At 62.2% G+C, this 19,074-nt stretch carries 15 protein-coding genes; 9 read left to right on the forward strand and 6 right to left on the reverse strand.

What is annotated here, in order from left to right:
• From sitB to ACQG0T_RS05780, 3 genes are read left to right on the forward strand one after another with little or no spacing between them, the layout of a single operon-like run.
• Window positions 1-807, forward strand: a complete 807-nt coding sequence (gene sitB, locus ACQG0T_RS05770; protein WP_032647626.1) for an iron/manganese ABC transporter ATP-binding protein SitB — start codon at window positions 1-3, stop codon at window positions 805-807.
• Window positions 804-1,655 carry an iron/manganese ABC transporter permease subunit SitC gene (sitC, locus tag ACQG0T_RS05775; protein ID WP_060460119.1) on the forward strand — a complete coding sequence of 284 codons (852 nt, stop codon included), beginning with the start codon at window positions 804-806 and terminating at the stop codon, window positions 1,653-1,655. The genes sitB and sitC overlap by 4 nt, the downstream gene beginning before the upstream one ends.
• Window positions 1,649-2,488, forward strand: coding sequence for a metal ABC transporter permease (locus tag ACQG0T_RS05780; protein WP_017382522.1), 840 nt, complete (start codon window positions 1,649-1,651; stop codon window positions 2,486-2,488). Before sitC ends, ACQG0T_RS05780 begins: the two co-directional genes overlap by 7 nt.
• Here ACQG0T_RS05780 and entD read toward each other — a convergent pair.
• Together entD and ACQG0T_RS05790 are read right to left on the reverse strand one after the other, a co-directional pair.
• Window positions 2,424-3,113: an enterobactin synthase subunit EntD gene (entD, locus tag ACQG0T_RS05785; protein WP_271040589.1), complete on the reverse strand. Its 690-nt coding sequence runs from the start codon at window positions 3,111-3,113 to the stop codon at window positions 2,424-2,426. The genes ACQG0T_RS05780 and entD overlap by 65 nt on opposite strands.
• Before the next feature lie 62 nt (window positions 3,114-3,175).
• Window positions 3,176-5,425: a TonB-dependent siderophore receptor gene (locus ACQG0T_RS05790; protein ID WP_017382520.1), complete on the reverse strand. Its 2,250-nt coding sequence runs from the start codon at window positions 5,423-5,425 to the stop codon at window positions 3,176-3,178.
• Between the two features lie 146 nt (window positions 5,426-5,571).
• On the opposite strand from ACQG0T_RS05790, the gene fes reads away from it, so the two are divergent.
• The 3 genes from fes to entF are packed head-to-tail and all read left to right on the forward strand — an operon-like array spanning window position 5,572 to window position 10,848.
• Window positions 5,572-6,771 carry an enterochelin esterase gene (gene fes, locus ACQG0T_RS05795; protein ID WP_047734281.1) on the forward strand — a complete coding sequence of 400 codons (1,200 nt, stop codon included), beginning with the start codon at window positions 5,572-5,574 and terminating at the stop codon, window positions 6,769-6,771.
• Between the two features lie 10 nt (window positions 6,772-6,781).
• Window positions 6,782-6,994, forward strand: a complete 213-nt coding sequence (locus ACQG0T_RS05800) for an MbtH family protein (protein WP_023303263.1) — start codon at window positions 6,782-6,784, stop codon at window positions 6,992-6,994.
• Window positions 6,991-10,848: an enterobactin non-ribosomal peptide synthetase EntF gene (gene entF, locus ACQG0T_RS05805; RefSeq protein WP_271040590.1), complete on the forward strand. Its 3,858-nt coding sequence runs from the start codon at window positions 6,991-6,993 to the stop codon at window positions 10,846-10,848. The genes ACQG0T_RS05800 and entF overlap by 4 nt, the downstream gene beginning before the upstream one ends.
• A gap of 82 nt (window positions 10,849-10,930) precedes the next feature.
• Here entF and fepC read toward each other — a convergent pair whose 3' ends face one another.
• Genes fepC through fepD form a run of 3 tightly spaced genes read right to left on the reverse strand, consistent with a single transcriptional unit; the run spans window position 10,931 to window position 13,715 of the window.
• Entirely contained in the window at window positions 10,931-11,725 is a 795-nt protein-coding gene (gene fepC / locus ACQG0T_RS05810) for an iron-enterobactin ABC transporter ATP-binding protein (RefSeq protein WP_271040591.1), read from the reverse strand.
• Window positions 11,722-12,711, reverse strand: coding sequence for an iron-enterobactin ABC transporter permease (gene fepG / locus ACQG0T_RS05815; RefSeq protein ID WP_072203935.1), 990 nt, complete (start codon window positions 12,709-12,711; stop codon window positions 11,722-11,724). The genes fepC and fepG overlap by 4 nt, the downstream gene beginning before the upstream one ends.
• Complete coding sequence (gene fepD / locus ACQG0T_RS05820; RefSeq protein ID WP_017382515.1) at window positions 12,711-13,715, reverse strand: Fe(3+)-siderophore ABC transporter permease; 1,005 nt, start codon at window positions 13,713-13,715, stop codon at window positions 12,711-12,713. Before fepD ends, fepG begins: the two co-directional genes overlap by 1 nt.
• A 109-nt stretch (window positions 13,716-13,824) precedes the next feature.
• Between fepD and entS the strand changes: the two genes are divergently transcribed.
• Window positions 13,825-15,051: an enterobactin transporter EntS gene (entS, locus tag ACQG0T_RS05825; protein ID WP_271040592.1), complete on the forward strand. Its 1,227-nt coding sequence runs from the start codon at window positions 13,825-13,827 to the stop codon at window positions 15,049-15,051.
• A gap of 77 nt (window positions 15,052-15,128) precedes the next feature.
• Here entS and fepB read toward each other — a convergent pair whose 3' ends face one another.
• Window positions 15,129-16,088 carry a Fe2+-enterobactin ABC transporter substrate-binding protein gene (gene fepB / locus ACQG0T_RS05830; protein WP_032103091.1) on the reverse strand — a complete coding sequence of 320 codons (960 nt, stop codon included), beginning with the start codon at window positions 16,086-16,088 and terminating at the stop codon, window positions 15,129-15,131.
• Window positions 16,089-16,275: 187 nt separating this feature from the next.
• Between fepB and entC the strand changes: the two genes are divergently transcribed.
• Window positions 16,276-17,451 carry an isochorismate synthase EntC gene (gene entC / locus ACQG0T_RS05835; protein WP_017382512.1) on the forward strand — a complete coding sequence of 392 codons (1,176 nt, stop codon included), beginning with the start codon at window positions 16,276-16,278 and terminating at the stop codon, window positions 17,449-17,451.
• A 9-nt stretch (window positions 17,452-17,460) separates the two neighbouring features.
• The gene (entE, locus tag ACQG0T_RS05840) at window positions 17,461-19,071 is read left to right on the forward strand and encodes a (2,3-dihydroxybenzoyl)adenylate synthase EntE (protein WP_039271370.1); all 1,611 of its coding nucleotides are present in this window, start codon (window positions 17,461-17,463) and stop codon (window positions 19,069-19,071) included.
• Window positions 19,072-19,074 lie beyond the last annotated feature (3 nt).

Below are 19,074 nucleotides of genomic sequence, written 5' to 3' on the forward strand. Positions count from 1 at the left end.
ATGCAGAAAGGGATTGTTGTAACCGACGTGACCGTGACCTACCGCAACGGCCACACGGCGCTGCGCGACGCGTCGTTCAGCGTGCCGGGCGGATCGATTGCCGCCCTGGTGGGGGTGAACGGTTCCGGCAAGTCCACGCTGTTTAAGGCGGTGATGGGGTTTGTGCGGGCGGCGAGCGGCACTATCTCCATTCTGGGGTTGCCGCCTCACCGGGCGCTGCGTCAGAACCTGGTCGCCTACGTGCCGCAGTCGGAAGAGGTCGACTGGTCGTTTCCGGTGCTCGTCGAGGACGTGGTGATGATGGGCCGCTACGGGCATATGGGGTTTCTGCGTCGTCCCAAAGAATGCGATAAGCAGATCGTCACCGACGCCCTGAAGCGTGTAGATATGCTCGAGCTGCGCCATCGGCAGATTGGCGAGCTGTCCGGCGGGCAGAAGAAGCGCGTGTTTCTGGCGCGGGCGATTGCCCAGCAGGGCGAGGTGATCCTGCTCGACGAGCCGTTTACCGGCGTGGACGTCAAAACCGAAGCCAGGATCATCAGCCTGCTGCGGGAGCTGCGCGACGAGGGCAAAACGATGCTGGTCTCGACCCATAACCTGGGCTCGGTCACGGAATTCTGCGATTACACGGTGATGGTCAAAGGCACCGTGCTGGCGAGCGGCCCGACGGAAACCACCTTTACCGCCGAGAATCTCGAGCGCGCCTTTAGCGGCGTGCTGCGCCACGTGGTGCTCAGCGGCTCGGAAGATCGCATTATTACCGACGACGAACGCCCCTTCGTCACGCACCGTCAGGAGGCCAAATGAACGTGCTTCTCGAACCCTTCGGCTACGAGTACATGCTCAACGCGATGTGGGTCTCGGCGATGGTGGGCGGGCTGTGCGCGTTTCTCTCCTGCTATCTGATGCTCAAAGGCTGGTCGCTGATCGGCGATGCGCTGTCGCACTCCATCGTGCCGGGCGTAGCGGGGGCCTACATGCTCGGGCTGCCGTTCTCGCTGGGGGCGTTTTTATCGGGCGGGCTGGCGGCGGGCAGCATGCTGTTTCTCAACCAGCGCAGCCGCCTGAAGGAGGACGCCATTATCGGGCTGATCTTCTCCTCGTTTTTCGGGTTGGGGCTGTTTATGGTCTCGCTCAACCCGACCTCGGTGAACATTCAGACCATCGTCCTCGGCAATATTCTGGCTATCGCCCCGGAAGATATCGTCCAGCTGGCGATTATCGGCGTGGTGTCGATAGTTATCCTGCTGTTCAAATGGAAAGATCTGATGGTGACCTTTTTTGATGAGAACCACGCCCGCGCCATCGGCCTGCGTCCTGAACGCCTGAAAATTCTCTTCTTCACGCTGCTGGCGGTCTCTACCGTGGCGGCGCTGCAAACCGTCGGCGCATTTCTGGTGATCTGTCTGGTGGTCACGCCCGGCGCGACCGCGTGGCTGCTGACCGACCGCTTCCCGCGCCTGCTGATGATTGCCGTCGCCATTGGCAGCATCACCAGCTTCCTCGGCGCGTGGGCCAGCTATTACCTGGACGGCGCCACCGGCGGCATTATCGTGGTCGCCCAGACGCTGCTGTTCCTGATGGCGTTCGTCTTTGCGCCGAAGCACGGACTGCTTGCCAGCCGCCGTCGGGCGCGGGAGGAACACCCATGTTGACGCTGCTTCTCGAACCGTTCCAGTTTGCGTTTATGAACAACGCGCTGCTGATTTCACTCCTGGTGGCCGTGCCCTGCGCGCTGCTGTCGGTTTTTCTGGTGCTGAAAGGCTGGGCGCTGATGGGCGACGCCATGAGCCACGCGGTGTTTCCCGGCGTCGTGCTGGCCTGGATGATGGGCCTGCCGCTGGCGCTGGGCGCGTTCGTGGCCGGTCTTTTCTGCGCGGTCGCCACCGGATATCTGAAGGATAACAGTCGCATCAAACAGGATACGGTCATGGGGATCGTCTTTTCCGGCATGTTCGGCGCCGGGCTGATCCTCTATATCGCCGTCAAACCTGAGGTGCATCTCGACCACATTCTGTTCGGCGATATGTTGGGTATTAACGGGATGGACATTCTGCAAAGCGGTCTCGTCGCGGGGCTGATTGCGCTGGTGATTGGCCTGAAGTGGCGCGATTTTCTGCTGTTCTGCTTTGACTATCAGCAGGCGCAGGCGAGTGGCCTGCGCACCCGCTGGCTGCACTACGGCTTACTGTGCATGGTTTCGCTGACCATCGTTGCGACGCTGAAAGCGGTGGGGATCATTCTGTCGATTTCCCTGCTGATTGCGCCCGGCGCCGTGGCGGTGCTGATTACCCGACGCTTTCACATGGCGCTGCTGGTGGCGGTCGCCGTTTCAGCGCTGGTGTCGGTAAGCGGCGTTTATGCCTCGTTTTATCTCGACAGCGCGCCTGCGCCGACCATTGTGGTCCTGTTCGCGATGGTGTTTATCGTGACGTTTGTGGTGACCAGCGTGAAGGCTCGTCGCCAGGAGCGTGTGACAGCAGGGTGATGACCTGTTCGCCGTGCTGCTGCCAGTGCAGGGGGAAGGCGGTGCCTTCTTCAAAGCCTGCCAGTTGACGGGTCAACGCCAGCGTGAGCGTCTTGTCGTCGAGCCTGGTAACGCGGGCGCAGTCAAAACCCATCCAGGCCTGTACCTGCGGAAAGAGGGCCTTAAACAGGCTCTCTTTGGCGCTGAAGACCAGCGTCAGGGCGAGGGCGAACGGGTATCCCTGGCGGGAAAGCACAGGTTCTTCCTGCGTATCAATAATGCCGTCTTTGATTTCCCTGGCTTCGTTTTCGAAGAGGATCGTTTCACAATCGATGCCGATAAGCGCCGGGTATTGCGTGACGACGGCTATCGCCTGCGTGCCGCTGTGGGTGATGCTGCCGGAAATACCTTGCGGCCAGAGCGGTTCCCCGCTGGGGCCGATGGCGGGCATGGTGTGGTCAGGTAAGGCGTGCGCGGCGGCGATGCGGCCTGCCAGGTGGTCGGCCTTGCGTTTGCGTCCGGCGTCAGCGAGCTGGGCGTGATGGGGGAGCCAGAGGAGATCGGCGTCGGTAAAGGTGGCGGGGTCGAAAGTGATGCGGCGGAGGGTGTGGCCCGCGAGAGAAAATGTGCTGTGGGTGGTGTGCATGGTTTTTCCCCTCACCCTGACCCTCTCCCCGGAGGGGAGAGGGAAGGATTGACTTCAGTGCCTTAAAAACGCGTATTCACGCTCATATACCAGGTACGGCCCGGTTCATTATACGTATACGCGCCCGCACCGTACATATACGCACCCGTCGTGGTATTACCCGTGGTCTGGGCGTTACCGGCGCGCCACTGGCGCTTGTCGAAGACGTTGTCCACGCCGCCGGTCAGGCTGACGTTTTTGGTCACGTCCCAGGTCGCGCTCAGGCCCACGATGCTGTACGGGCTGACTTCGTCTTTTTCAGACCCGGTCACCGGCTGACCTTTGTAGTTGTACTTCTTCGGCTGCTGCTTGCCGTACCAGGTGAAGGTCGACTGGAGCGATACGTCCTGATGCACCTGCCAGCTCAGGGTTGAGTTCAGCGTGTACTCAGGAATGATCGACAGACGATCGCCGGTCTCCTTGTTCTTGCTTTGCAGCATGTAGGTGATGTTATTGGTCCAGTTGATGGTATCGCTGACCGGCACGTTCAGGGAGCCTTCCAGACCTTCTACTACCGCCTTCGGCACGTTTTCCCACTGGTAGATATCGGTGGTGACTTTGCCGGTGGACGTCTGGCCAATCGGCGCGTAGCCCGCTTCAATCTTGTTGCGGTAGTCGTTGCGGAACCAGGTCACGCCCGCCAGCCAGCCGTCGCGTTTCCACTCCAGGCCAATCTCTTTGTTGATGCTGGTTTCCGCTTTCAGATCGTCGTTACCCATCATGTAGCAGCCCACGCCGTCGGAACTTGCGTAGCAGCCCTGGCCTTTACTGTACAGCAGATAGTTCGGGTTGGTCTGGTACAGGCTTGGCGCTTTATAGGCGCGCGCGATGCCCATCTTCAGGGTGAAGTCATCCCCCAGACCCTGCGACAGGTTCAGGGACGGGCTCCAGTTATTACCCACAATGGTGTGGTGGTCGAAGCGCAGGGCAGGGGTCAGCATGGTGCTGTCGGTCAGCTCCATGTTGTTTTCGGCAAACAGGGAGAAGATCTCCGCTGAAGTGTACGGGCTACGGTCTTCGCTCATGCCCGGAATGGTGCCCCCCTGTTGGGTTTGCGTGAAGGAGGTCGAGTCCTTCATGCGCTGCTGGTTCCATTCGGTGCCGAGCGTCAGGTTCTGGTTCACAATGAAATCAATCGGCAGGTTGATTTCGCTGTGCAGCATCACGTCGGCCAGGTCGGTGTCGGTGAATTTATTGCTGTTGAACAATCCTTCCAGACCGCCCGCCAGCCCTTCGCCCAGACGGGAGTTGCGGGTGTGTTCGTACTGCGCCCAGTTGCTGGTGGTAATGCCGTTATCCCAGCCGCCGTTCCAGGTCACCGCGAAGTTCTGACGATAGATACGGTTAGTCTCTTTACCGTAGTTCTTCTTCACCAGCCCGCTTGAGCTGTTGTCGTTGTTGGTATTCTGGGTATCGCCCGCGTAAAGGTTGTTCTGGCGGCTGTATCCCGCCTCAAACTCCAGGGACTGCATAGGCGCAAAGTCCCAGCGCACCACGCCGTTGATGTCTTTATTCTCGACCCCTTCACGGCCTGCCGGCAGCGTGTCGGCATATGCGCCGGTACGGTCAGACTGATGGCCCTGGTTAATGTCCCAGGCGTCGGCCTGGGTTTTATCCAGGTTACCGTACATGCGGAAGCTGAAATCCCCGCCCAGCGGGCCGCTCAGGCTGAAGTTAGTGCGTTTGGTGGAACCTTCGTCTTTATGCTCTGGCGCATTCAGGTAGGTGTTCCAGGAGCCGTGCCACTGGTCGTCAAATTTTTTGGTGATGATGTTCACCACGCCGCCCGCCGCACCGTTACCGTAGCGGGCAGCAGCCGGGCCACGGATCACTTCGATGCGCTCGATCATCTCCGGCGGGACCCAGCCGGTATCGCCGCGGGTATCACGCTCGCCGCGCCAGCCCAGACGGATGGAGTTGCGGCTGGTGACCGGCTTGCCGTCGATCAGGATCAGGGTGTTTTCCGGGCCCATGCCGCGAATGTCAATCTGACGGTTGTTCCCGCGCTGGCCGCTGGTGGAGTTGCCGGTCAGGTTAACGCCCGGCATGGTGCGGATGATTTCCGCCACGTCGCGCGCGGGCGGGTTTTTGCGGATCTCGTCGGCGGTGATGGTCGACACGCCCGGCGCCTGCAAATTCTGCTCGGCGGCGGTGATCACCATGGTGTCTTCATGCTGCGCGGAGGCGGTGTTGTCGTCTGCCATGACAGGCAGCGCGACACCATAAATCCCTAAATTGACCAGCAAGGCCAGAGAGTGAATCTTCTTATTCATTGTACGTCCCGCTTTTATGGTTATTTAATGAGCGCGCTTCCCACAGCGCGGGCATTACGCTATTGCAAATGCAAATAGTTATCAATAATATTATCAATAAAATTTGCTCTGAAACAAAAAAGACTGTTAAACATGGGGTTATAAGGGTGACGGCGTTAACAACCGGAAGTGAAGCGTGGTGGCAGGCGAAAGACGGGCCGGAACGGGAACGTCATCAGGAAAACTATCGCGTGACATTCTGGTGGCGGGACCCGGCGGGAACGCAGAAAACGTCGACGGTTAAACGCGTCTGGCTCTACGTCACCGGTGTGACCGATCACCATCAAAATGCCCGTCCGCAGTCCCTTGAACGTATCCCGGATACCGACGTCTGGCAGTGGCAGGGCGAGTTCAGCCCGGAATGGCGCGGCAGCTACTGTTTTATCCCCTCCGACAATGAAAACGATTTTGCCAGCGCAGTGTTTGAAGGCGATCAGCCGGACCGCATGGCGCTGCGCGAAGGCTGGCGCAAACTATTGCCGCACGCGGTGTCCGACCCGCTGAATGCCCAGAGCTGGCGCGGCGGGCGCGGGCACGGCGTCTCGGCGCTGGAGATGCCGGAGGCGCCCGTACAGCCCGGCTGGAACCATCCCGATACCCCTTACAAAAAGCCTGTCTGCATTGAGTGGCACAGCGCGCGTCTGAAGAACCGTCGCCGCGTGTGGATTTTTACCACCGGGGATGAAAGCCCCGAGCGCCCGCTGGCGGTGCTGCTCGACGGGCAGTTCTGGGCCGAAAGCATGCCCGTCTGGCCTGCGCTGGCGTCGCTCACCCTTGAAGGCAAACTGCCGCCTGCGGTCTATGTCTTAATCGACGTGATTGACACCGCACACCGCAGCCGCGAGCTGCCGTGTAACCCTGATTTCTGGCTGGCGGTGCAGGACGAACTTCTCCCGCAGGTGAAAAGCATGGCCCCGTTCAGCGACCGCGCCGACCATACCGTGGTGGCGGGTCAGAGCTTCGGCGGGCTCTCTTCCCTCTATGCGGGCCTCAACTGGCCGCAGCGTTTTGGCTGCATCCTCAGCCAGTCCGGATCCTACTGGTGGCCGCACCGCGGCGCGCAGCAGGACGGGCTGCTCATCGAACAACTCAAAGCGGGTGACAAAACCGCTCGCGGGCTGCGCATCGTCCTTGAGGCCGGGCGCAACGAGCCGCTTATTTTGCGCGCAAACCAGGCGATCCTCGCCGAACTACACACTCAGCAACCGGTTTTCTGGCGTCAGGTTGACGGCGGACACGATGCGCTTTGCTGGCGCGGTGGGCTGACGCAGGGGCTGATGACCCTCTGGCAGCCGCTTATTCAATAACGGAGTCTGTATGGAATTCAGCAATCCTTTCGATAATCCGCAGGGACAGTTCGCCATTTTGCAAAATGACCAGGGGCAGTACAGCCTGTGGCCGCAGCAGTGCGAGTTGCCCGCGGGCTGGCGCGTGGTCTGCGAACCGCAATCTCAGGAGGCGTGCCAGCAGTGGCTGGCGGAACAGTGGCAGTCGCTTGAGCCGTCTTATTTTGCGGGGGAGCGCGCATGAACCGTCTCCCTCTTGTCGCCGCCCAGCCGGGGATCTGGATGGCAGAGCAGCTTTCCTCCCTGCCAAACGCCTGGAGCGTCGCGCACTACACCGAGCTGAACGGCGCTATCGATGCGCCATTGCTGGCAAAAGCCATCGCTGAAGGCATGATGCAGGCCGACACCCTGCGGATGCGTTTTGCCGAAGATAACGGTGAGGTGTGGCAGTGGATCGATGAGGCCATGCTCCTGCCGGAGCCGTCCATCGTGCGCGTTGACTCCCACGACGCCGCCGTGGCGCTGATGGAGGCCGATCTCAACCAGAACCTGCGCGTCGACAGCGGTCAGCCGCTGGCGTTTCACCAGCTGATCCAGGTGGGAGAAAGCCACTGGTACTGGTATCAGCGGTATCATCATCTGGTGGTAGATGGCTTCAGCTTCCCGGCTATTACCCGTCAGATCGCCGCCATTTACGCTGCGTGGCAGAAAGGTGAATCCACGCTGGCCTCGCCGTTCACCCCGTTCGCCGAGGTGGTGGAGGAGTATCAGCGCTATCGCGACAGCGAGGCGTATCAGCGCGACGGTGCTTTCTGGGCCGAACAACGCAAACAGCTTCCTTCTCCGGTCTCGCTCTCTTCCGCGCCGCTGCCGGGACGCGCCGCCACCACCGGTATCCTGCGCCTGAAAATTGCGATGGACGGCCGTGCGTTCAGCCAGCTTGCACAGAAGGCAGGCCAGGCGCAGCGTACCGATCTGGCCCTTGCGCTGGTGGCGCTGTGGCTGGGCCGCCTGACCGGACGGCTGGACTACGCCGCCGGGTTTATCTTTATGCGCCGTATGGGCTCCGCCGCGCTGACCGCGACCGGACCGGTGCTCAACGTCCTGCCGCTGGCGGTGAATATTCGCCCGCAGGAGAGCCTGCCGGAACTGGCGCTGCGCCTGGCGAACCAGCTGAAAAAGATGCGCCGCCATCAGCGTTACGACGCCGAGCAGATCGTGCGCGACAGCGGACGTGCCGCAGGCGATGAAGCCCTGTTTGGTCCGGTGCTGAACGTCAAGGTGTTCGATTATCAGCTGAATATCGACGGCGTGGAGGCCATTACCCACACGCTGGCAACCGGCCCGGTGAACGATCTGGAGCTGGCGCTGTTCCCGGACGAGCAGGGCGGACTGAGCATTGAGATCCTCGCCAACGGGCAGCGTTACGACGAGGCGACGCTGAAGGGGCACGCGGCGCGCCTGAACGCAATGCTGACGCAGTTTGCCGCCAATCCGGACCTGCGCTGTGGCGACGTGGAAACCGTTTCAGAGCAGGAGTACGCCCGGCTGGCGCGCATCAACGATACCGGGCTGGCGCTGCCGTCCACCACGCTGGCGGATCTTGTGGCGGAGCAGGCGAGCAAAACGCCGGACGCCCCCGCGCTGGCGGATGCCCATACTGAACTGAACTACCGCCAGATGCGCGAGCAGGTGGTCGCGCTGGCAAACCTGCTGCGCGCGCGCGGCGTGAAGCCGGGCGACAGCGTGGCGGTGGCGCTCCCGCGCTCGGTGTTCCTGACCCTGGCGCTGCACGGGATTGTTGAAGCTGGCGCCGCCTGGCTGCCGCTGGATACCGGTTACCCGGATGACCGTCTGCGGATGATGCTGGAGGACGCGAAGCCGTCGCTGCTCATTACCACCGACGAGCAGCTTCCGCGCTTTAACGATCTGCCGATCGCCACCTTTAGTTACAACACACTATTACCGGCCACCGATGCTGAACCTCTGCGCCTGGCGAAGCCGGAGCAGACCGCGTACATCATCTTTACCTCCGGTTCGACGGGGCGTCCAAAAGGGGTGATGGTCGGCCATACCGCCATCGTTAACCGCCTGAAGTGGATGCAGGATCATTATCCACTGGCGGCGCATGACGTGGTGGCGCAGAAAACGCCGTGCAGCTTTGACGTGTCGGTGTGGGAGTTCTGGTGGCCGTTTATCGCCGGGGCGAAGCTGGTGATGGCCGAGCCGGACGCGCACCGCGATCCGCAGGCAATGCAGAGTTTCTTCGCGCAGTACGGCGTGACCACCACCCACTTCGTGCCGTCGATGCTGGCGGCGTTCGTCGCCTCGCTGACGCCGGAAAACGTCGACTGTTGCAGGACGCTGAAGCAGGTGTTCTGTAGCGGCGAGGCGTTGCCGACTGCGCTGTGTCGCGAGTGGGAACAGCTCACCCATGCGCCGCTGCACAACCTCTATGGCCCGACCGAAGCGGCGGTGGATGTCAGCTGGTATCCGGCGTACGGCCCCGAGCTGGCGGCGGTGGAAGGCAACAGTGTGCCGATCGGCTTCCCGGTGTGGAACACGGGGCTGCGCATTCTGGACGCGATGATGCGCCCGGTGCCGTTCGGCGTGGCGGGGGATCTGTATCTCACCGGCATTCAGCTGGCGCAGGGGTATCTGGGACGCCCCGACCTTACCGCCAGCCGCTTTATCGCCGATCCGTTTGCCCCCGGCGAGCGAATGTACCGCACCGGGGACGTTGCCCGCTGGCTGGACAACGGCGCGGTGGAATATCTGGGCCGCAGCGACGATCAGCTGAAAATCCGCGGCCAGCGCATCGAGCTGGGCGAAATCGACCGGGCGATGCTCGCGCTGCCGGATGTGGCCCAGGCGGTGGCGCACGCCTGCGTGTTCAACCAGGCGGCTGCCACGGGCGGCGATGCCCGCCAGCTGGTGGGATACGTTGTCTCCGAATCCGGCTTACCGCTGGATCGCGACGCGCTGCTTGCATCACTCAAAGCCCAGCTGCCGCCGCATATGGTGCCGGTGGTGCTGCTGCAAATCAGCGCGCTGCCGTTAAGCGCCAACGGCAAGCTGGATCGCAAGGCGCTGCCGCTGCCGGAGCTGACCAGCAAAACTTCCGGTCGCGCGCCCGAGACGCAAACTGAAGTCACCGTGGCGCAGGCGTTTTCTGCCCTGCTGGGCTGCGCGGTGAACGATATCGAGGCCGATTTCTTTGCCCTCGGCGGCCACTCGCTGCTGGCGATGCGCCTTGCGGCTCAGCTCAGCCGTGCGTTCAGCCGCAAGGTCACGCCGGGGCAGATTATGGTCGCCTCGACGGTGAGCAAGCTTAGCGCCCTGCTGGACTCGCAGATGAGCGACGAGCAGGCGCAGCGTCTGGGGTATGAAACCGTTCTCCCGCTGCGTGAAAGCAACGGCCCCACGCTGTTCTGCTTCCATCCGGCGTCCGGCTTTGCCTGGCAGTTTAGCGTCCTGGCGCGCTACCTCAGCCCGCGCTGGTCAATCGTCGGCATTCAGTCTCCCCGGCCTGACGGGCCGATGCAGCAGTGTGCGGATCTCGATGCGGTGATCGAACATCATCTGAACACGTTGCGTAAGCAACAGCCGCAGGGGCCGTATTATCTGTTCGGCTATTCCCTCGGCGGCACGCTGGCGCAGGGCATTGCGGCGCGTCTGCGCGAGCAGGGTGAAGACGTAGCGTTCCTCGGCCTGCTGGATACCTGGCCGCCGGAAACCCAGAACTGGGCGGAGAAAGAGGCCAACGGTCTTGATCCGGAGGTGCTGGCGGAAATTGAGCGCGAACGTCAGGCGTTTATTGCCGCCCAGCAGGGGCAGGGCTCCAGCGAGTTGTTTAACGCCATTGAAGGCAACTATGCGGACGCGGTGCGGCTGCTCACCACGGCGCACAGCGCGCGGTTTGACGGTAAAGCGACGCTGTTTGTCGCCGAGCGAACGCGAACCCTGGATCCGCAGGCCGCGTGGGCGCCGTGGGTGGATGAGCTGGAGGTGTACAGCCAGGACTGCGCCCACGTGGATATCATTTCACCGCAGGCGTTTGAAAAGATTGGGCCGGTACTGAAGGAAATTTTTGGATAGTGCAAATGCCCGGTGGCGCTGCGCTTACCGGGCCTACGGGAGCTGAATGTAGGCCGGGTAAGGCGTAGCCGCCACCCGGCAATTACCGCCGACCCAACGGCACCACCAACGGCGTACCCTCCACCGGATCCTCAATAATCATGCAGCGCATGCCGTAGATCCGCGCGATCAGATCCGGCGTCACAATTTCCTTCGGCGCGCCCTGCGCCACAATCTCGCCGTCGCGCAGCGCAATCAAATGCGTAGCGTAGCGGCACGCCTGGTTTAAGTCGTGCAGCACTGCCGCCAGAGTGTACCCCTGCGTACGGTTCAGTTCGCTCAGCAGCTCCAGCAGGTCAATCTGATGGCTGATATCCAGCCAGGTCGTCGGCTCGTCCAGCAGCATGATGGAGGTCTCCTGCGCCAGCACCATCGCGATCCACGCGCGCTGGCGCTGTCCGCCGGAGAGGGTATCGACGCTTTGCTGGGCCAGATCGGTGATGCCCGTCGCCTGCATCGCGCGCTTCACGGCCTCGTCGTCCTCCTTGCGCCAGCGGGTAAACAGCGGCTGGTGCGGATAGCGCCCGCGGGAGACCAGCTCCTGCACGGTAATATCCCCCGGCGTGGTGGCGTTTTGCGCCAGCAGCCCAATTCGGCGCGCCACCTCTTTGCTGGCGAAGCGCTGGATCTGCTCCCCGTCGAGGAACACGCTGCCCTCAACCGGCGACATCAGGCGGCTCAGCGTGCGCAGCAATGTCGATTTGCCGCAGCCGTTTGGCCCGATGATGGCGGTGAAGTGGCCGTCCGGAATGGCAACGGATAAGTCCCGGGCAATGATTTTTTTACCGTAGCCGAGGGTCAAGTTTTCGCCGCGCAAGCGGGGTGTTGAATCTGTCATTTCTTGCGTGACTCCTGAACGAGCAAGACGATGAGGTAAATCCCGCCGAGGCTGACGGTCACCACGCCCACCGGCAGTTGATAAGGCGTAAACAGCTGCTGAGCGCAGAGATCGGCGGCCAGCAGTAATACTGCGCCGCACAGCGCTGCCTGGGTTAATCCCCAGCGCGCGGTGCCGCTAAGTCGCCGCGCGATATGCGGCGCGACAAGGGCAATAAACGAGATCGGCCCGGCGATGGCGGTAGACGCTGCGGTCAGCAAGACCGCCACCAGCATCAGCATCAGGCGCGAGCGCTCTACGCTCACGCCCAGCGCGCAGGCGCTGTCGTCGCCCATCTCCAGCAGGCGCATGCGCCTGACCAGCAGCAACGCGCCAATAAACATCAGGATAATCAGCGGCGCGGCGGGCCAGGTTTTTCCCCACGTCAGACCGTTGAGGGAACCGGCGTACCACAGCCCGGCGGAGAGTGCGGTTTCCAGCGACGCCTGTAGCAGAAGCCAGGTGTTAAACGCCATCAGCATCGCGCGGATGCCGATCCCGATGATGATCAGGCGGAAGGTGTCGATGCCGTTGCGCCAGGCCAGGGCCCAGATAAGCAGGGAGGTGAGAATGCCGCCCGCCATCGCCGTAAAGGTAATGGCCATGAGATGCTGCCCGAACAGCACCATCGCCACCAGCACGCCGCTCCACGCGCCGGTATTCAGGCCCATCACGTCCGGGCTGCCGAGGGGGTTACGCATCAGCGACTGGAATATTGCGCCGCTGACGCCGAGCGCCGCGCCAACCAGGATCGCCATCGCCACGCGCGGCAGTCGCCATTCGGTGACCACCATGGTGATGTTACGCGGCGCGCTGCCGGTGAGAGCATGAAAGACCTGCGCGAAATCAAGCGTTACGGCACCGCTTTGCAGGCTCCAGACCGCCAGCAGCAGACTGGCGACGACCAGCAGGGCGACGCTGGTGAGTAATCGACGGGACGGGGCCATCATGCGCCACCCCCGCGTCTGCGTCGTACCAGGAAGATCAGCACCGGCGCGCCGATAAAGGCGCTGACCACCGAGACGCGCAATTCACCCGGCACCAGCAGGCGGCCCAGTACGTCGGCAAACAGCAGCAGGGCAGGGGTCGCCAGCAGCGTGACCGGCAGTGACCAGCGGTGATCCGCCCCCACCAGCCAGCGCGCCATGTGCGGCATCATCAGGCCGATAAAGGCAATCGGCCCGACGACGGCGGTCGCGCTGCCGCACAGCACGGTGATGACAAGCAGGCCCGTCAGCTGCGTGCGCGCCACGCGGTTGCCGAGGGCGGTCGCGGTGTCGCTGCCGAGGCTCAGGCTGTTGAGCGCCCGGCTTAAACACAGCGCTACGGCGGCAGAGATAAACACCGGGAATGCCACCACTTTCAGGGTATCAAGGGTACGGATATCCAGCGAACCGGCCTGCCAGAAGCGCAGCTGGTCATACACGTCCGGGTTGAGCAGGGCGATGCCGTTCGATAAGCCTTCCAGCACCGCCGCGAGCGCCACGCCCGCCAGTGTCAGACGTACCGGGCTGAGCTGTCCGCCGCCCTGGCTGCCGGTAAAGGCCACCACCAGCGAGGCGGCCAGCGCGCCGCAGAAGGCCATCACCAGCTGTTCAGACGGAGAGGTGAAACCAAACAGCGCCGCGCCGAGCACAATGGCGAAACTGGCACCAGAGTTCACGCCGAGAATGCCAGGGTCCGCCAGCGGGTTGCGGGTGAGGGTTTGCATCAGGGCACCGGCAAGCCCGAGTGCGCCACCGGCCAGCAGGCCGGCAAGGGTGCGGGGCAGGCGGGCGTCGAGCACGATAATGCAGTCGGCGCTCTGGCAGGTACCGGAGAGCGCATCGACAATAACGGACGCGGGCAGCGGCTTCGCGCCAACCAGCAAACTGAGTGCAATCGCAAGGATCAACAGCAGCAATAAAACGGGCACGGCTACGGCGCGCACCGCGGAAGAGGAAAACGACATAGCAACGTCCATGATGTGATAATGATAGTAATTATCGTTATCTATCTTATTTGGCTATGTTAGCATGTGCGCCCATGGAAATGGTAGACCGATACCTCAAGGCCTTGTCATGAATCAAAAATCCTGGCTGCTCAACCTCAGCCTGCTGAAAACGCACCCGGCGTTTCGAGCGGTTTTTATCGCCCGCTTTATCTCCATTTTATCCCTCGGCCTGCTCGGGGTCGCCGTGCCGGTACAGATCCAGACCATGACCCACTCCAGCTGGCTGGTGGGGTTATCCGTCACCTTAACCGGCGGGGCGATGTTTATCGGCCTGATGGTGGGCGGCGTGCTGGCGGACCGCTACGAGCGTAAAAAACTGATCCTGCTGGCGCGCGGCACCTGCGGGGTGGGCTTTGTCGGGCTGTGTCTGAACGCAATGCTGCCGGAGCCGTCGCTGATGGCGATTTATGCCCTGGGCCTGTGGGACGGCTTTTTTGCCTCGTTAGGCGTGACGGCGCTGCTGGCGGCCACGCCCGCGCTGGTCGGGCGCGAGAACCTGATGCAGGCGGGGGCGATCACCATGCTCACCGTGCGTCTGGGATCGGTGAATTCGCCGATGGTCGGCGGCCTGCTGCTGGCGACCGGCAACGTGGCGTGGAACTACGGCCTTGCCGCGGCGGGAACCTTTATCACCACCCTGACGCTGCTGCGTCTGCCGCTCCTGCCACCGCCGCCGCAGCCGCGCGAGCATCCGCTGAAGTCCCTGATGGCCGCGATTCGTTTTCTGTTCAGCAACCCGCTGATTGGCGGCATTGCGCTGCTCGGCGGCCTGCTGACGATGGCGAGCGCCGTGCGCGTGTTGTACCCGGCGCTGGCGGGCGAGTGGCAGATGAGCGCCTCAGAGATTGGGGTGCTGTACGCCGCCATTCCGCTCGGCGCCGCGTGCGGGGCGCTGACCAGCGGAAATCTGGCGCAGAGCGCGAGACCGGGGTTAATCATGCTGGTGGCGACGCTGGCCTCGTTTATCGCGATTGGTTTCTTCAGCCTGATGCCGGTGTGGGCGCTGGGGGTGATGTGTCTGGTGATTTTTGGCTGGCTGAGCGCGGTCAGCTCTCTTTTACAGTACACCCTGATCCAGACCCAGACGCCGGAAGGGATGCTCGGGCGCATTAACGGCCTGTGGACGGCGCAGAACGTCACGGGCGATGCGATTGGCGCAGCGATCCTCGGCGGGCTGGGGGCGATAATGACCCCGGTGGCGTCGGCGAGCAGCAGCGGGTTTGTGTTAGCCGTGGTTGGCGTAATTTTATTGGCGGTTTTGGTGGAGTTGCGTCGGTTCAGGCAGAACCTGTAGGTCGGGTAAGGCGTAGCCGCCACCCGACAAAACGCCCGGTGGCGCTGCGCTTACCGGGCCTACGGGAAACGTGCCACTTATTTAAAAATTGAATTCAAACGCTGCAACACCAACAACGCGCTGTAATAATCCAGGCGGAACGTCTCCGTTCCCAGCGCCCAGACGCGCTTGTTCTTGACCGACGGCAGATGCGCCAGCAGCGGATTGGCGTAAATCGCGTCCACGTCTTTCTGGTCGCCGGCAAACACGAACAGCCCTTCGCCGTTCAGCCCCGTCGCCAGGTTTTCCCCGCCCAGCTGAATAATGTCGTGACGCTTGCCCTGGCTTTGCGAGGTGTGCAATCCATCAGGTAACGCCGCCAGCGTGAAGCCCAGCTGGTGCAGCAGCTTGCCCTGAGCCGAGTCTGTCGTCCACAGGTTCGCCGTGTGCGCCGCGGCGGTGTAGACGATGGCGTTCACCGGCTGCGGCGGCAGCTTCATCTGCTGCTTCACCTGGGCGAGCTGTTTATCGAAGGCAGCGATGCGCTCTGCGGCCTGTGTTTCCTGCCCGGTGATCGTCCCCAGCTGGGTCAGCAGTTCCTGCCAGCTTTTGTCGTCGTAGTTAATGATAAGCGTCGGGGCGATGGCGGAAAGCTGATCGTAGAGCGCCAGCGCGGAATCCCCGCCGGTGGCGCTGATCAAAATCAGGTCCGGCATCTGGGCCGCGACCGCTTCGGCGCTCGGCTCGCCGATGTACAGCCGGGCAACCTTACGCTGTTTCGCGATATCGCCCCACTGACGTAAAAAGCCCTGTGCATCCGCCACGCGGTTGTTTGGCGTGGTGGCTCCGCTGGCAATAACCGGGGCGTCAATGGCCAGCAGGGAGCCGGTTAGGGTCACGCTGGTGGAGACAATGCGCGTCGGTTTGCTCTCAAGCGTATGTACGCCGCGGCTGTCTGTGACCTGACGCGGCCAGTCGGCGGCCGTCGCTGAGGTTAGTCCTAAAACAAAAAGTCCTGTTAAAAGAAAGGCATTACGGCAAACGGCAGGGAGTTTCACAGAGCGGCATCCTGTTTTTGTTGAAGTTAATGCTTCTCATTTTCATGATTGCGGGGAAGGTATGCAAGCGTTAGTCGCACAAGTTGTTTGCTCTGCGGTTGACACCAGGGCGATGTGGGATTAGGTTAGCCGACGAAAATATAAATGATAATCATTATTACTGCTTTTATCATTTTAGGAGGATGATATGGATACGTCATTGGCTGAGGACCTTCAGCACACCGCGACCACGCTGCAATCAGACAGCTTTTTCTTTATGTCGCCCTATCGCAGTTTTACCACGTCAGGCTGTTTTGCCCGTTTTTCTGAACCCGCCGTCGGCGGTGACGATCCGGCGGGCCCCTTTCAGCAGAAATTAGCTCAGGCTTTCCAGAATGCGAAAAACAGCGGCATTGCCCATCCGGTGATGGTAGGGGCGATCCCCTTCGATACCCGCAAACCGTCATCGCTGTTTATTCCGCAACGCTGGCAAACCTTCTCTCGCCCGGCGCGTCAGCAGTCCGCACGCTACGCCTCCGGCGCGCAGACGCTGAATGTGCAACAACGCACCGAGATCCCGCCGCAGCCGGTTTTCGAGGAGATGGTCGCCCGCGCCGCGTCGCTCACCGCCACGCCGCAGGTGAATAAGGTGGTGCTGTCGCGCCTGATTGATATCGCCACCGACAAACAGATTGATAGCAGCGCGCTGATGGAGCGTCTTATCGCCCAGAACCCGGCGAGCTTTAACTTCCACGTACCGCTGGAAGACGGCGGCGTGCTGCTGGGCGCCAGCCCGGAACTGCTGCTGCGTAAAGAGGGCGCGCACTTTAGCTCGCTGCCGCTGGCGGGCTCTGCGCGCCGTCAGCCGGACGATGTGCTGGATCGCGAAGCGGGCACTAAGCTGCTGGCCTCCGAAAAAGACCGTCACGAGCACGACCTGGTAACGCAGGCGATGAAAACCATTCTGGAACCGCGCAGCCATCATCTGACCATGCCGGCTTCCCCGCAGCTCATCACCACCCCGACGCTGTGGCATCTGGCGACGCCGGTAGAAGGTGACGCGCGTGAAAACGAGAACGCCCTGACGCTGGCCTGTCTGCTGCACCCGACGCCAGCGCTGAGCGGCTTCCCGCATCAGGCGGCAAAAGAGCTGATTGCCGAGCTGGAGCCGTTCGATCGTGAGCTGTTCGGCGGCATCGTCGGCTGGTGCGACAGCGAAGGTAACGGCGAGTGGGTGGTAACTATCCGCTGCGCGCGGCTGCATCAAAATACCGTTCGCCTGTTTGCCGGCGCGGGTATTGTGCCTGCTTCCTCCCCGGTGGGCGAGTGGCGCGAGACGGGCGTGAAGCTCTCCACCATGCTCAACGTGTTTGGTTTGCACTAAGGAATACTCATGACCATCCCTTTTACCCGCTGGCCTGAGGATTTTGCCCGCCGCTACCGTGAAAAAGGCTACTGGCAGGATCTGCCGCTGACCCACATCCTGACGGACCATGCGGACAACGATGCGGTCGCGATAATTGACGGCGATCGCCGCATCACCTACCGCGCGTTTAATCAGGCGGTGACGAATCTGGCGTCTGTCCTTCAGGCGCAGGGGCTGCATCGCGGTGAGACAGCGCTGGTGCAGCTCGGCAACGTGGCCGAGTTCTACATCACCTTCTTCGCGCTGCTGCAAATCGGCGTCGCACCGGTCAACGCGCTCTTTAGCCATCAGCGCAGCGAACTCAACGCCTACGCGGAGCAGATCAAACCCGCCGTGCTGATTGCCGATCGCGACCACACGCTGTTCGCGGGTGATGATTTTCTCAATACCTTTGTGGATGCGCATCGCTCGGTACGCGTTGTGCTGCTACGCGGCGATAAGGGCGAACACGCGCTGGAGGCGGCGATTGCACGCCCGGCGGACAATTTCATCCCGAACCCGACGCCCGCCGACGAAGTGGCGTTCTTCCAGCTCTCCGGCGGCAGCACCGGCACGCCGAAGCTGATCCCGCGTACGCACAACGACTACGACTACAGCATCCGTCGCAGCAACGAAATCTGCGGTATCACTGCGCACACCCGCTATCTGAACGCGCTTCCCGCGGCGCATAACTACGCCATGAGCTCGCCGGGATCGTTAGGCGTTTTCACGGCGGGCGGCTGCGTGGTGCTGGCTAACGATCCGAGCGCCACGCTCTGCTTCCCGCTGATTGAGCAGCATCAGATAAACGTCACCTCACTGGTGCCGCCCGCGGTCAGCCTGTGGTTGCAGGCGATTGCCGACGGCGCGGGGAACGCCCAGCTGAAATCCCTCGAACTGCTCCAGGTAGGCGGCGCACGTCTCTCCGCCACGCTTGCGGCACGTATTCCGGCGGAAATTGGCTGCCAGCTTCAGCAGGTGTTTGGCATGGCGGAAGGGCTGGTGAACTACACCGCCCTCGACGATGCGCCGGAGCGCATCATCAATACCCAGGGCCGCCCGATGTGCCCGGACGATGAAGTGTGGGTGGCGGACGAGGACGGCAACCCGCTGCCGCGCGGGGAAGTCGGGCGTCTGATGACGCGCGGCCCTTACACCTTCCGCGGCTATTTCAATAGCCCGGAACACAACGCCAGCGCCTTTGATGCCAACGGTTTCTACTGCTCGGGCGATCTGATCGCCATCGATGAGCAGGGTTACATCACCGTGCAGGGGCGCGAGAAAGATCAGATCAACCGCGGTGGCGAGAAGATCGCCGCCGAAGAGATCGAAAACCTGCTGCTGCGCCACGACGCGGTGATCCACGCCGCGCTGGTGAGCATGGAGGACAGCCTGCTGGGCGAAAAAAGCTGCGCGTACCTGGTGGTGAAACAGCCCCTGCGCGCGGTGGAGGTGCGCCGCTTCCTGCGCGAGCAGGGCGTCGCCGAATTTAAGCTGCCGGACCGCGTGGAGAGCGTGGATGCGCTTCCGCTCACGCCGGTCGGCAAAGTTGATAAGAAACAGTTGCGCCTGTGGTTTGCTGAACGCGCCCGGGGCTGAGGA

This window comes from Enterobacter cloacae complex sp. 302F9, from assembly GCF_050030335.1.
GTDB lineage: Bacteria > Pseudomonadota > Gammaproteobacteria > Enterobacterales > Enterobacteriaceae > Enterobacter > Enterobacter hormaechei_C.